Source organism: Micromonospora sp. NBC_00858 (genome assembly GCF_045207365.1).
Classification (GTDB): Bacteria; Actinomycetota; Actinomycetes; order Mycobacteriales; family Micromonosporaceae; genus Micromonospora.
Map to the genome: position 1 here is coordinate 4,526,686 of NZ_CP108828.1, position 14,093 is coordinate 4,540,778.

A 14,093-nucleotide genomic window follows, 5' to 3' on the forward strand; every position below is an offset into this window, starting at 1 on the left:
CTCACTTCACCGAGCGGCGGACGAGCAGGAAGTTGAGCAGCGAGAACAGCGCGATCATGATGAACATCGCCCAGGCCACGGCGGCGCCGTACCCCGCCGTGTTCAGGTTCTCGATGCCGAGCTCGTACATGTACATGGCCAGCGTCTGGAACTCCCGCTGGTCGCCACCGGTGATGTTGCCGTTGGCGAAGACCAGCGGCTCGGTGAAGAGCTGCAGTCCGCCGATGGTCGACAGGATCACCACGAAGACGAAGGTCGGGGTGAGCATCGGCAGGGTGATCCGCCAGAACTGCTTCCACTGGTTGGCCCCGTCGATCGACGCGGCCTCGTACAGGTCACGCGGGATGGCCTGCATGCCGGCCAGCAGGATCAGCGTGTTGTAGCCGGTCCACCGCCAGTTGACCATCGACGCGACGGCGGTCCAGGAGCTCCAGCGTTGCGCGTCCCAGTCCACCGGGTCGACGCCGACCATGCCGAGCAGCCAGTTGAACACGCCGAAGTCGCGTTGGAAGAGCATCCCGAACACGATCGCCACCGCGGCGACCGAGACCACGTTCGGCATGAAGATCGCCATCCGGAACACCGTCCGGGCGCGCAGGAAGGTCCGGTTCAGCAGGTTCGCCAGGAAGAGGGCGAGCAGTAGCTGCGGGACGGTGGAGAGCAGGAAGATGCCGAAGGTGTTGACCGTGGCGTTCCAGAAGTACTCGTCGGTGACGAGCGCGGTGTAGTTGTCGAACCCGATGAAGGTGTGGTCACCGACCAGGTTCCAGTCGTGCAGCGACATCCAGGCGGTCCGCAGCATCGGGTAGAACCCGAAGACGCCGAAGATCACGAAGAATGGCGCGATGTAGAGGTACGGCGAGAACTTCAGGTCCAGGCGGGTCAGCGAGTGCGCGCGGGACCGGCGCGGGGTGGACGGGTCAGGGGGCGGCGCGGCGGGAGGCGGCGGCGCCGTCGTGGCCGGCAGGCTCATGGGATTTCCTTTCCCGGCGCCGGGAGGCCGGCGCTGCGGGGTGGCACGCGGAACAGGACGCCACCGGTGGCGTCCGGACGGCTGCCCGGACGCCACCGCTGTGGAGAGGAATCAGAGGTCAGAAGGCGCCCTGGGTCTTGGCGTCCTTGGCGAACTGCTCCCAGGCCTTGTCCTTCGCGGCCTGCCCGCTCTCGTACGACCGCAGTGCCGGCTCGAAGGCGTTCTCCTTGATGCCCTGGTGCTTCGGGCCGAGGTGCAGCGGCTGGATCTTCGCCACGCTGTCGCCGAAGATCTTGCCGGTCGGGGCGTTGTTGAAGTACTCGTTGGTGTAGGCGAGGAAGTCCGGGTTCTTCAGCGCCTCAAGGTTGGTCGGCAGTGGGCCCTTGAGCTTGAACGCCGCCACCTGGTTCTGGGCGTTGGTGAGGTACTCGGCGAGCTTCGCCGCCTCCTTCTGGTACTTGCTCTGCTCCGGCACGGCGAGCCAGGAGCCGCCCCAGTTGCCCGCGCCACCGGGGACCGCCGCCACGTCCCACTTGCCCTTGTTCTCCGGGCCGGAGTTCTCCTGGACGATGCCGAGCATCCAGGACGGGCAGAAGGTCGCCGCGAAGGTGCCCTGCTTGAAGCCGGCCGACCACTCCGGCGACCAGGTCGCCGTCTTCGCGGAGATGTTGGCGTCCGCCATGGCGACACCGGTGTCCCAGGCCGCCTTGACCGACGAGCTGGTCTCGGCGACGACGTTGTCCTCCTTGTCGTAGAACAGGTCACCGCCCTTCTGGAACATCACGGCGCTGGAGGCGGTGGTGACCGAGTCGAGCATCCCCTTGCCGGTGGCCGCGCGGTACTTCTTGCCGGTCTCGATGAAGCCGTTCCAGTCCGGCCAGAGGGCGGCGACCTGGTCCCGCTCGGTGGGCAGCTTGGCGGCCTCGAACAGGTCCCGGCGGTAGCAGACCGCGAGGCTGCCGACGTCGGTGGGCAGGCCGATCAGCCGGCCGTCCGGCGCCTTGCCCAGCTCGTACTTCCAGGGCAGGTAGTCCTTGCTGTGGTCGGCGACCAGCGGAGCGAGGTCAGCCCAGTTGGCCGGGTTGGCCTTGAACTCGTTGAGGATGCCCTCTTCGAGCGCGATGACGTCGGAGGCGCCCTTGCCGGTGGCCAGCGCGCGGACGATCTTCGGGCGGTACTCGTTGAGCTGGGCGGTCTTGCGCAGCTCGACCTTGATCCCGGTGTCCTTCTCGTACTGCTTGACGATCTCGTCGTAGCCGAATTCGCCGAAGGTGTCGACGACCAGCTTTGCCGGCTTCTCGCCGGCCGCCGGCTCGTCGTCGTTGCCGCAGGCCGCGAGACCGCCGATTGCGGTGATCGCGGCCAGGGCAGCGGCCGCCAGGCGGGTACGCCGCGTGGTGACACTCATTCGCTGACCCCTCTTTCCGGTGGTGAGGCTGGGTGGGTGTGGTGGGGGGTGCTTGCCGCGCCGGATCCGAGGAGCGTGGGTGACCCACGACACTCCCGGGAGCGCTCCCATGAGATTGCCGGCGGGTAACGGGGGTGTCAATAGGTCGATGGGAGCGTTCCCAGATCGTTACCGCCACCGGCCCGCCAGGCGCCTCACCCCACAGTGGGCGGCGCGGCAGGAGCGAGCGGTGGGTGGCGCGACGTCAGCAGAAGCGGCGCAGGAGGGTGTTGGTGCGGCTGGCGTCAAAGCGGGACGGGTCGAACGTGGAGCCTGCCCAGTCGCGCAGCATCGCCTGCTGTGGGTCGTCGAGGTCCGCCGGATCGCCCTGCTCGGCCAACGCGACCAGCAGCGCGCGGTAGCCCAGCGGCCCGCCGATACCCTCCGGCGGGCAGGCCCGCTCGCCGTCCAGACAGAGCGGGTACCGCTCATCGGGGTCGGCGGTCAGCGCGTCCTCGACCACCAGGTCGTGCTCCCACCAGTCGCCGAAGTCGTAGGTGTAGGAGAACCGACTGCCCTTGCCGAGGACCGCGTCCAGCCGGACGTCCAGCTCGTCGTGCAGCGCCAACTCCCCGTCCGGGTCGGGCTCGCCGTACTGCACAGCGTCGATCTCGAACGAGTGCAGGTGGCAGTCGCGCCAGCCCATCGCGTGCTGGACCACCCGGTGCAGTCGGTCCAACGTGTAGCCGGCCGGGACGAGCACCCGGCGCCACACCGGCGGGCGTACGCCGGCGAGGGACATCTTCAGCTGGAAGATCTGACGCGGCATGCTGTCCCTGTCCTCCCGCGGCTTAGGCTTCGAGCATGATCTGCCGAGCGTGCCGGGCCCGGCGACACGACGAATGCCCGGGCCGGAACTGGTGCGACTGTCAGCACCGTACCGCCCGACCGACCCCTCCGGTCACTGGTCCGGCCAGCGAATGACCGTCGGAATCCCGATCCGACGGCTCTGGCCCGAGCCGTCCGAGCTGCCGCTCGACGACGCCGCACTGACAAGGCTCTACGGCCGCGCCGACCGGCCCCGGCTGCGGGTCAACTTCGTCTCCAGCCTGGACGGCGCGGTCTCCGTGGACGGCTACTCCGCCGGACTATCCGGCGAGCCGGACAAGCGGGTCTTCGGCCTGCTGCGGATGCTCTGCGACGCGCTGGTGGTGGCCGCCGGCACGCTCCGGCACGAGGGCTACCGGGCGGTTCGGCTCGACGAGCGCCGCCGCGCCTGGCGCCGCGCGAACGGGCTGGCCGAGTACCCGACGCTGGTGGTCGTCTCCGGCACGCTCGACCTGGACCCCGTGCAGGCCGCCCTCGCCGACGCGCCGGTACGCCCGATCGTGCTCACCCACGCCGGCGCCGACCCGCCGCCCGGTCTCACCGACGTCGCCGACGTGCTGCCCTTCGGCGCGGACCGGGTCGACCTGGCCGCCGGGCTCGACGAGCTGCACCGGCGTGGGCTGTCCCAACTGCTCTGCGAGGGTGGCCCGCACCTGTTCGGCGCGCTCACCGCCGCCGACCTGATCGACGAGCTGTGCCTCACCGTGTCGCCGCTGCTCGCCGGCCCGGGCCCGGGTCGGATCACCGCCGGCGCCGCCACGCCGCCCCGGCAGCTGCCGCTGCGGCACGTACTCGCCGCCGACGACGGCGTCCTCATGCTCCGCCACGCCCGCCCGTAACAGCCGACACCGCGACGGGCCGTCGCCGGTCGCACACCCAGCGTCGCGAGCGCGACGGCGGATGGTGTCGTCCGCCGCGTCGCGTGGCGACCTGTCGTACTCCTCGGGCAGGATGCACCTCATGCGCCCCGACCGTGATGCCCGACCGACCCGAGTCGCCCGATGACCGACGACGGCCCCGACGGCCTCGACAGCCCGGGCCAGCCGGTCGGCCGGGTGCTGGGCACCGCCGACGCCACCCCGTTGCAGTTCTGGACGGCCGTGGCGCCCGGCAGCTACCTCCAGCTCGACGACGTGGTGGTCACCCGGCGTGAGCTGCCCGACCGGGAGCCGGTGACGATCGCCGGGGTGGTCACCCAGGTCCGGGCCCGGCACGAGGGTGCCCAGTTCGACTCGGACGTCTTCGCCATCGCCGACGGGACGCTGCCGGCGCAGGTGCAGGAGGCGGCCGAGGTGACCACCACCCGGGTCGATCCGGAGTTCTACGTGCCGCCGACTCCCGGCGCGGTGGTGCACCGTGCCGAGGGTGACGCGCGGGCCCGGGCGCTGCACTTCGACCGGATGGAGCGGCGCATCCCGATGGGGATGGGCCGCGACGGGGTGCCGGTCTACCTCAACGCCGACTTCCTCGACGGCAGCCGGGGCGCGCACGTCTCCATCTCCGGCATCTCCGGGGTGGCCACCAAGACCAGCTTCGCCACCTTCCTGCTCTACTCGGTCTTCCGCTCGGGCGTGCTGGGCGGCGACGCGGTCAACGCCAAGGCGCTGATCTTCAACGTCAAGGGTGAGGACCTGCTCTTCCTCGACCACCCCAACACCCGGCTCGACGAGCCCACCCGTGCGGCGTACGCGAAGCTCGGGCTGACCGCCGGCGCCTTCCCCGACGTGCGGGTGTACGCCCCGCCCCGGGTCGGCGACTCCGCCGGCACACCGGACGTGAGCAGCCGCCTCACCGGCGTGGACGCCTTCTACTGGACGCTCAGCGAGTTCTGCGCAGACCGGCTGCTGCCGTACGTCTTCGCCGACGCCGACGACGAGCGCCAGCAGTACACGATGGTGGTCCACTCGGTCACCGCGCACCTGGCCCGGTACGCCCAGCCCGCCGACGGTGGGGTGAGCATCGACGGGGTCCGGCTCGGCTCCTACGGCGACCTGGTCGACCACATCGTCGACCAGCTCAACGACGACGAGACCCGCTCCGACTGGGCGGGCAGCGCGGTCGGCCTGGGCACAGTCAACGCGTTCGCCCGGCGGTTGATCGGCAGCAAGAAGGATCTCGCCCGGCTGATCCGCGGCGACCTGACCACCCGCCGCCCGCACTCGATCAACACCAGCGAGTCCGCGCAGGTCACCGTGGTCGACCTGCACAACCTTCCGGACCGCGCCCAGCGCTTCGTGGTCGGTGTGACGCTCAAGAGCGAGTTCGAGCGCAAGGAGAAGTCCGGCACCGCCAAGCCGCTGCTCTTCGTCGTCCTCGACGAGCTCAACAAGTACGCCCCCCGGGAAGGCTCCTCGCCGATCAAGGAGGTCCTGCTGGACATCGCCGAGCGGGGCCGTTCGCTCGGGGTGATCCTGATCGGCGCCCAGCAGACGGCGAGCGAGGTGGAGCGGCGGATCGTCACCAACTCGGCGATCCGGGTGGTCGGCCGGCTCGATCCGGCCGAGGCCTCCCGCCCGGAGTACGGTTTCCTGCCCCCGGCGCAGCGGCAGCGGGCGCTGCTGGCCAAGCCGGGCACCATGTTCGTCAACCAGCCGGACATTCCGGTGCCGCTCTGCCTGGAGTTCCCGTTCCCGGCCTGGGCCACCCGGGTCTCCGAGGCGGGCCGGGCTCCATCGGAGACGCTCCGCTCGATCACCCAGTCCGCCGACCCGTTCGCCGTGGTGGGCTCCGGCGGCGGCACCGACGACGACATCCCGTTCTAGGGGTGGCCCGGTGAGTCCCGCAGTCGCGCAGCACGGAAGGCAGCCACGGTGAAGATCCTGCACACCTCGGACTGGCACGTCGGCAAGGTGCTCAAGGGGCAGTCCCGGGCCGAGGAGCACAAGGCCGTACTGGCCGGCGTGATCGACATAGCCAACGCCGAGCAGCCGGATCTGGTCATCGTCGCCGGCGACCTCTACGACACCGCGGCGCCCACCTCGGAGGCGACCCGGCTGGTCACCCGGGCGCTGACCGCGCTGCGTCGCACCGGCGCGGACGTGGTCGCGATCGGCGGCAACCACGACAACGGCCCGGCACTGGACGCGCTGCGACCGTGGGCGGAGGCCGCCGGCATCACGCTGCGCGGCGGTGTGCGGGAAAACCCGGACGAGCACGTGATCGACGGCACCACCGCCGGCGGCGAGCGGTGGCGGCTGGCGGCGCTCCCGTTCCTGTCCCAGCGGTACGCGGTGCGCGCGCTGGAGATGTACGAGTTGACCGCCGCCGAGGCCAACCAGACCTACGCCGACCACCTGGGCCGGGTGCTGGGTCGGCTCACCGAGGGCTTCACCGAGCCGGACCGGGTGCACCTGGTCACCGCGCACCTGACCGTGACGGGCGCGGCCACCGGCGGCGGCGAACGGGACGCGCACACCGTGCTCGGCTACGCCGTGCCGGCCACCGTCTTCCCCGCCACCGCGCACTACGTGGCACTGGGCCACCTGCACCGGGCGCAGCGGGTCGTCGGCCCCTGCCCGGTGCGCTACAGCGGCAGCCCGCTCGCGGTCGACTTCGGCGAGCAGGAAAACATCCCCTCGGTGACGCTGGTCGAGGTGACCGCCACCACCGCCGCCCGGGTCCGCGAGGTGCCGGTGACCGCGGCGAGTGCGCTACGCACCGTGCGGGGCACCCTGGCCCAGCTCGCCGAGATCGAGGCGCCGGACGCGTGGCTGCGCGTGTACGTGCGGGAGCAACCCCGCGCCGGCCTGCGCGAGGAGATCCAGGAGCTGCTCCCCCGGGCGCTGGAGATCCGGATCGACCCGGAGCTGCTCGCCGCGCCGGGCAGCGGCGCCCGCATCGCGCAACGCTCGGGGCGTTCGCCCCGGGAGTTGTTCGCCGACTACCTGGACAGCCGGGGCCACGCCGACGAGGGCGTCCGGGAACTCTTCGACGAGCTGTTCGAGGAGGTCGATCACTGATGCGTCCCATGCGGTTGGACATGGCCGGTTTCACGGTCTTCCGGGATGACACCACGGTCGACTTCACCGACGCCGACTTCTTCGCTCTGATCGGCCCGACCGGCTCGGGTAAGTCCACTGTGCTGGACGCCATCTGCTTCGCCCTCTACGGCATGGTGCCCCGCTGGGGTGGCGCCCGAGGGCTGGCCAACGCGCTCGCGCCGTCTTCGACCGAGGCCCGGGTGCGGCTGGTCTTCGAGTCCGGCGGCGCCCGGTACGTGGCCACCCGGGTGGTCCGCCGGGACGGCCGGGGCAACGTCAAGACCGCGAACGCCGGGTTGCAGCTGATGCCGGCCGGCTTCGACGTGACCAAGCTGGACACCGGATTGAGCCCGGACGACCTCGGTGAGGTGGTGGCCGGCACCCCCGCCGAGATGGAACAGGCGGTGCTGGAGGCGGTCGGGCTGCCGTACGAGCAGTTCACCAGCTGTGTGGTGCTGCCGCAGGGGCAGTTCGCCGACTTCCTGCACGCCAAGCCGGCGACCCGACAGCAGATTCTGGTCAACCTGCTCGGCCTCGGCGTCTACGAGGACGTGCAGAAGCGGGCGACGGCGCGTGCCGCGCAGGCGGAAGCCCGGTTGGACGCGGTCGACCAACTGCTGGCCGGGCTCACCGGCGTGGACGACGAGGCGCTGGCCGAGGCCGACGCCCGGGTTGACCGGATGGCCGAGCTGGCCGCCGCGGTGACCGCGGCCGTGCCGGAGCTGGCAGCGGCCCGGGCCACCGCGCGGGAGGCGGCCGGTGCGCTGACCGCCCTCGACGACGAGCTGACCGTGCTGACCGGGGTGCGCGCGCCGCGCGGCGTGGCCGAGGTGGCTCGTGCGGTGACCGAGGCGCGGGCCGAGGCCGAGGCGGCAGCCGCCGGCGTCTCGCTGGCCGAGGAGCGGGAGGAGAAGCTGCGCGGCGAGCTGGCCGGCGCAGGGGACGAGAGCGCGCTGCGACTGCTGCTGCGGGCGTACGACGATCGGGACCGGCTGACCGGCGAGGCCGAGACGGTCCGCGCGGCGGTGGGCGCGGCGAACGACGAGCACAGCGCGGCGGTGGCCGCGCTGGCCGCCGCCCGCGCCGACGCCGAGCGGGCCGACACGGAGCTGGAGGCGGCCTTCCGGGCGCACGAGGAGGCGAAGGCCACCGACCTGGCGGTCAGCCTGCGGGTGCACCTGCATCCCGGCGGACCCTGCCCGGTCTGCGAGCAGCCGGTGACCGAGGTGCCGGCGGTGCCGGCCGACTCGGCGGTGGCCGCCGCCACGGCGGCCGGCAAGGCGGCGCGGGCCGCCACCAAGGCCGCCCAGGCGACCGTGCAGCAGCGGGACGCGGCGGCGCGCGACCTGGAGCGGCTGCTGGTGCAGGCCAAGGCCCGGCAGGAGCAGTTGGACGCCCGGCTGGCCGACCTTGACGGGCAGCTCGTTGGCGCGGCCGAGCCGGCCGCGCTGCGCCGGGAGCTGGCCGAGCACGCGCGGCTGCGGCGCGCGCTGGAGGAGGCGGCGACCGCCGTCCGTGCGGGCCGGGACAGCGCCCGCCAGGCCCGCGCCGGAGTGGACTCGGCGCAGGAGCGGCTGCGGGCGACCTGGCGGGGCTTCGACACCGCCCGCGACGGTCTGGCCCGGTTCGGTCCGCCCGCGACCGACCGGGACGACGTGGCCGCCGCGTGGGCGGCGCTGACCGGCTGGGCGACGGCCGAGGCGGAGCGCCGCCGCGCCGACCGGGCCGGCCGGGCCGCCGTCGTGGCCGACGCCGAGGCGGCCGCCGACGCCGTGCAGCGGCGGATCGCCGACATCTTCGCCGCCGCGGTCGTGCCGGTCGCGGACGATCCGGTGCACGCCGCGACGGTGGCGGTGGAGCGGGCCGACGCCGACCGACGCCGGCTGCGGGAGCGCCGCGAGCAGGCTGGGACGCTGCGCGAGCAGCGCACCGGGCACGAGCGGGAGGCCCAGGTGGCCCGCGCGCTCGCCGGGCACCTGCGGGCCAACAACTTCGAGCGGTGGCTGCTGGCCGAGGCGTTGGACCTGCTGGTCGACGGCGCGTCGGGGATCCTGCGGGAGCTGTCCTCCGGGCAGTACGAGCTGGTGCACGACAAGGGCGAGTTCTTCGTGGTCGACCACCACGACGCCGGGCTGCGCCGGGGTGTGCGCACCCTCTCCGGCGGCGAGACGTTCCAGGCGTCGTTGGCGTTGGCGCTGGCGCTCTCCGAACAGCTCGCCGGGATGTCCACCACGGCGGCGAGCCTGGAGTCGATCGTCCTGGACGAGGGCTTCGGCACGCTGGACGCGGCCACCCTGGACACGGTGGCCGCCACCCTGGAAAACCTGGCCGCCCGGGGTGACCGGATGGTCGGCGTGGTGACGCACGTGCCGGCGCTGGCCGAGCGGATCCCGGTCCGGTTCGAGGTACGCAAGGACGCCCGCTCGGCGCGCGTGGAACGGACCGGCCGGTGAGCGCAGCCCAGCGGAGCCCCGCAGTCGCGAACGAAAGGCTCATTCGGTGACTGACGCCGCGTTCTTCGTCGACTCGTGGGACCCGGCGTACGGGGCGTCGTTCGAGGCGTCCGCTTCCGGGCCGGCCACGCCGAGCAGCGCGCAGGTCGACGCGGACGTGGAGCTGCCCGCCGTGGACTGGCGGGCGATCGGGGTACGGCCGGGGGTGCGGGCGCCGGACGTGGTGCTGCTGGTCGACGGGGTACGCCGGATCGACGCGAGCATCTGGACGGCCGAGGCCGACGGCGCGTCGTTCCCCGGGCTGGCCGCCTCGTACGCGGCCGGGGTGGTTCGCTGCGACCTGGGCCGGGGCGCGGCGCAGCTGGCCGGTACCCGGGTCGGTCGGGGTCTGTTCACAGCCAGCCCGTCGGCGCAGGACGTGGTGGCGGGGGCGATCCGCTACCCGGTGCACCGGGTGGGCGGCACCGGTGAGCTGGCCAAGCTGCCGGCCGCCGTGCAGGGCCCGCTGACCGCGCTGGAGGTGGCGGTCTCCGACGCCGCCCGGGTCGACGGCGATCTCCTGGTGGTGGACGGCCCGTTGCGTAGCCGCCGGCAGTTGCCGCGCACGCTCGGCTACATCAAGACACAGCACAGTCAGTACCTCGACGCCCGGCTGACCACGGTGGTGACCAGCCTGGCGCCCGGTGAGCGCTCGCCGGTGTTCCGGCTCGGCACGGCCTGGGGCGGCTGGTCGTGGTATCTGCGGCTGCCGGTGGCGCTCGGCGCGCCGTGGGCGGGCATCGTCCGGGTGGAGTGCTCCGCCGACCTGCCCATCGAGGCGGCGATCGAGCTGGCCGACCTGTCGCTGGTCACCCTGCCCCGGTTCGCCTCCACCCCGTACAAGGACCCGAGGGCCCCGCAGAACCTGATCCCGATCGCCGGCCTGGAGCGCCGCCTGCGGGCACTGCTCGGCGATTCCCGGCTGCTGCACCGCGCGTTGACCGCCGCGGCCCGCGCCGCCCGCTGAGCGCGGATACTGGTTGCGATGGGACGCAAACGGGCAGGTGACCGGCTGGTCGAGCAGGTGGACACCGGGCAGGCTGAGCTGCTGCCGGACCCGGACCGGCCCGGCTCGTGGACGCTGCTGCTGGACGGCGCGCCGCAGTCGCACGTCGATCTGACCGACCCCACCCACCTGGAGTTCGAGTACGTCCGGCGGCTGGCCGCCGCACTGGATCTGATCGCACCCGCCGGCGAGCCGCTGCGGGTGCTGCACCTCGGCGGCGGCGCGCTGACCCTGCCCCGGTACGTCTCCGCCACCCGGCCCGGCTCCACCCAGCGGGTGTCCGAGGTGGACGGTGCACTGGTGGAGCTGGTCCGCCGAGCGCTGCCCTGGCCGACCGACGCCCGGCTGCGGGTCCGGGTCGAGGACGCCCGGGCCGTGCTGGCCGCCACCCGGGACGCCAGCTACGACGTGGTGGTCGCCGACGTGTTCGCTGGTGCCCGCACCCCGGCCCACCTCACCTCGGTGGAGTACGCCGCCGAGGTGGCCCGGGCGCTCCGCCCGGCGGGCTGGTACCTGGCGAACCTGGCCGACGGCCCGCCGCTGCGGCACGCCCGCGGGCAGGTTGCCACGGTCCGCTCGGTGCTGCCCCAGGCCTGTCTGGTCGGGGACGCGGCGGTGCTGCGTGGCCGGCGGTACGGCAACCTGGTGCTGGTCGCCGGGCGGACCACGCCCCCGGTGCCCGAGCTGACCCGCCGGGCGGCCGGCGACTGGTTTCCGGGCCGGGTGGTGGCCGGCGACGAGCTGGACCGCTTCGCCGGCGGTGTGCCGGTGGTGCGGGACGCCGACGCCACGGGCTCCGATCCGCCACCGCCGGGCCTGTTCTCCGTCCGCCGCTGACCGGCCCGTCCGCGGGCTGTGCAGAAACTTTTTTCGCGGTTCGTTGATCCGCTCGGGGGTGGCGGTGCGTACCACCGGGCGGCCCACCTCGTGGGCCGGCGTTGGTCACGGACACCCCGGAGGTCTGCATGCACGCGGTGGCGGCCGGTTGGCATGGCGACGCGGTTCGCGCGGACTGGTTGTCCGCGCGGTCCTCATCGCGGCCAACCTCGTCTGCCCGAGGGGTCGACGCCCGTGCGACCTCTCGCCAGAATGGTCCGGTGACGCCGCGACCGGCGCCCGGGCGCCATCAGGCGACGTCAACCGAGGCGAGCCACTCCGACCAGTTGATCCGGCTGCTCTACGCCGAGCACGCCGGTCCGTTGCTGATGTTCGTCATGCGGCTCACCGGGGGGGACCGGCAGCGCGCGGAGGACATCGTCCAGGAGACGCTGCTGCGGGCCTGGCGAAACGCGCACCGCCTCGGGGCGCAGGGGCAGGGTTCGCTGCGGCCGTGGCTGGTCACCGTGGCCCGCCGCATCGCCATCGACGAGCACCGCAGTGAGCAGGCCCGGCCGCCGGAGACGTACGACCGGGATCTGACCGCGTTCGCCGAGGCGGACAGCACCGACCGGGTGCTGCGCACCATGACGGTGGCGGACGCACTACGCACGCTGAGCCAGTCGCACCGCGAGATTCTGATCTCGACGTACTTCCGGGGGCGGACAGTGCCGGAGGCCGCCGAGGAGTTGGGGCTTCCACTCGGCACCGCCAAGTCACGGGTCTACTACGCGCTGCGTGCGCTTCGCACGGCTCTGCAGGAACGGGGGGTGACAGAATGAGCCGGCCAGAACATATGGACGTCGCCGCGTACGCGCTCGGCGTACTCGACGAGCAGGACACCGAGCGGTTCGAGGAGCATCTCGCCACCTGCTGGGCGTGCGCGGCCGAGCTGGAGACGATGGTGCCGGTGGTCGGGCTGCTCTCCGACATCGACGGCGAGACGATGATGGCGCTGGAGCAGACCGCCACCGACCCCGCGTTGCTGGACCGGACGCTGGTCGCGGTCCGGGCCGACCGGCGGCGCACCCGGTTCCGCCAAATGCTCGCCACCGCTGCGGCAGTGGTGGTGCTCGGCGGCCTGACCGGGTTCGGCTTCGTCAGCCTGACCGACAGCGAGCCGCCGGGGGTGCTCGCCGAGTCGACGCCGAGCGCGCCGGCGAACGATCCGCCGACCGGCGGACCGACGGGCGGGCCGACCGGCCCGGGCGTCGGCGGCACCGAGGAGGAGGGCGACCAGGTCGACGCCACCGACCCGACCACGGGCGTGCAGACGACGATGTTCCTGGTCACCCGGGATTACGGCACCCGGATCAACTTCAACCTGCGGAAACTGCCCGGCCCGCGGACCTGCCGATTGGTGGTGGTGCGCAAGAACGCCTCCACCGAGGTGATCTCCACCTGGTCGGTGCCGGCCGGCGGTTACGGCACCAACACCCGGCCACAGGGTCTCGAACTGAGCGCCTCGACATCGGCTCCGGTCGGCGACATCAAGCAGCTCCAGGTGCAGTCGGTGGACGGCAACGGGGTGGCCAGCCCGCTGGTCACGGTGCCGATGTAAGTCGCGTACCGCGTCGGCGCCGGCCATTTTCACAATGGCCGGCGCCGATCTGTCGTTGTATGGGAACGGTCCCGTGCAGTGCCATACGGACGACCGCCCGAATCGGTTCAACCAATTCAAGTGAAATTGACCACTGTTACTACTTCAACCTTGACAGCTCTCCTGCCGTACCTATGGGTGAACTGCCAAGAATGAGGAGGGCACGTGGCACAGATGAAGCGGACCGTCATCGTCGTGAGCGCGATGGTCGCACTAACGGCCTGCGCTCCCGCGGGTTACGACGGGGCGAACCCGGGCGCGGCCGAGCCGGTCGCCGTCGCTGCGGCCGAGCCCACCGCAACGGCTGAACCCGAGGCCTCGGCGTCTGCGGAGGCCCCGGTGGCCGACGCGCCGCCGCCCGCGGACGTCGACCTGACCGAGCAGTTGATCGGCAAGAAGGTTGCCCGGATGGGCAGCGTGGTCACCGACCAGGACGGCTGGATCCTGTACCGCTTCGACAAGGACACCGCCGACCCGCCCGCGTCGAACTGCGTCGACAAGTGCGCGCAGGTGTGGCCGCCGGCACTGACCGACGGCAACCCGCAGCTCACCGGCGTCTCCGACGACAAGGTCGGCAGCGTCACCCGGCAGGACGGCACCCGTCAGCTCACCGTCGGCGGCTGGCCGGTGTACCGCTACATCGGCGACAAGAAGCCCGGCCAGTGGAAGGGCCAGGCCGTCGGCGGCACCTGGTTCGTGGTCCAGCCGGACGGCAAGAAGAACCTGAGCTGCCTGCCCACCTCGACGCCGAAGGCGGTCGCCCCGCCGGCGGACAGCGGGACGGGCGACGCCGGCAGCTCGGGCTACTCGTACTGAGTCCCGCTCGGCACGAGGGCGCGCTCGTTCTGAGCCCGCACGTCAGAAGGCACGGTGGTCGGTCGCAGCCGGGGA

The 14,093-nt window shown here is 72.5% G+C and carries 12 protein-coding genes; 9 read left to right on the top strand and 3 right to left on the bottom strand.

The annotated features are described in order from the left end of the window. Window position 1: 1 nt before the first annotated feature. From OG990_RS21050 to OG990_RS21060, 3 genes are all read right to left on the bottom strand, one after another. The gene (locus OG990_RS21050) at window positions 2–973 is read right to left on the bottom strand and encodes a sugar ABC transporter permease (protein WP_328425040.1); all 972 of its coding nucleotides are present in this window, start codon (window positions 971–973) and stop codon (window positions 2–4) included. A gap of 118 nt (window positions 974–1,091) precedes the next feature. After that, window positions 1,092–2,381: an extracellular solute-binding protein gene (locus OG990_RS21055; protein ID WP_328425038.1), complete on the bottom strand. Its 1,290-nt coding sequence runs from the start codon at window positions 2,379–2,381 to the stop codon at window positions 1,092–1,094. A gap of 244 nt (window positions 2,382–2,625) precedes the next feature. Next, entirely contained in the window at window positions 2,626–3,189 is a 564-nt protein-coding gene (locus OG990_RS21060) for a plasmid pRiA4b ORF-3 family protein (RefSeq protein WP_386989307.1), read from the bottom strand. A 151-nt stretch (window positions 3,190–3,340) separates the two neighbouring features. On the opposite strand from OG990_RS21060, the gene OG990_RS21065 reads away from it, so the two are divergent. The 9 genes from OG990_RS21065 (at window position 3,341) to OG990_RS21105 (ending at window position 14,018) form a co-directional block, all read left to right on the top strand. Beyond that, the gene (locus OG990_RS21065; RefSeq protein WP_406076916.1) at window positions 3,341–4,087 is read left to right on the top strand and encodes a pyrimidine reductase family protein; all 747 of its coding nucleotides are present in this window, start codon (window positions 3,341–3,343) and stop codon (window positions 4,085–4,087) included. A 162-nt stretch (window positions 4,088–4,249) separates the two neighbouring features. Then, a complete protein-coding gene (locus OG990_RS21070) occupies window positions 4,250–6,010 on the top strand; it encodes an ATP-binding protein (protein WP_328425033.1) in 1,761 nt (586 codons plus the stop codon). A gap of 48 nt (window positions 6,011–6,058) precedes the next feature. Next, on the top strand, window positions 6,059–7,207 hold the full coding sequence (locus OG990_RS21075) for an exonuclease SbcCD subunit D (RefSeq protein ID WP_328425031.1): 1,149 nt from the start codon (window positions 6,059–6,061) through the stop codon (window positions 7,205–7,207). Next, window positions 7,207–9,681, top strand: a complete 2,475-nt coding sequence (locus tag OG990_RS21080) for an AAA family ATPase (RefSeq protein ID WP_406076917.1) — start codon at window positions 7,207–7,209, stop codon at window positions 9,679–9,681. The genes OG990_RS21075 and OG990_RS21080 overlap by 1 nt, the downstream gene beginning before the upstream one ends. 46 nt (window positions 9,682–9,727) lie before the next feature. After that, on the top strand, window positions 9,728–10,687 hold the full coding sequence (locus OG990_RS21085; RefSeq protein WP_355603434.1) for a hypothetical protein: 960 nt from the start codon (window positions 9,728–9,730) through the stop codon (window positions 10,685–10,687). 18 nt (window positions 10,688–10,705) lie between these two features. Continuing rightward, window positions 10,706–11,563, top strand: coding sequence for a spermidine synthase (locus OG990_RS21090; protein ID WP_406076918.1), 858 nt, complete (start codon window positions 10,706–10,708; stop codon window positions 11,561–11,563). Between the two features lie 128 nt (window positions 11,564–11,691). Then, on the top strand, window positions 11,692–12,384 hold the full coding sequence (locus tag OG990_RS21095) for a sigma-70 family RNA polymerase sigma factor (protein WP_328425023.1): 693 nt from the start codon (window positions 11,692–11,694) through the stop codon (window positions 12,382–12,384). After that, complete coding sequence (locus OG990_RS21100) at window positions 12,381–13,163, top strand: zf-HC2 domain-containing protein (RefSeq protein WP_355603440.1); 783 nt, start codon at window positions 12,381–12,383, stop codon at window positions 13,161–13,163. The genes OG990_RS21095 and OG990_RS21100 overlap by 4 nt, the downstream gene beginning before the upstream one ends. Before the next feature lie 204 nt (window positions 13,164–13,367). After that, a complete protein-coding gene (locus tag OG990_RS21105; RefSeq protein WP_406076920.1) occupies window positions 13,368–14,018 on the top strand; it encodes a hypothetical protein in 651 nt (216 codons plus the stop codon). Window positions 14,019–14,093 lie beyond the last annotated feature (75 nt).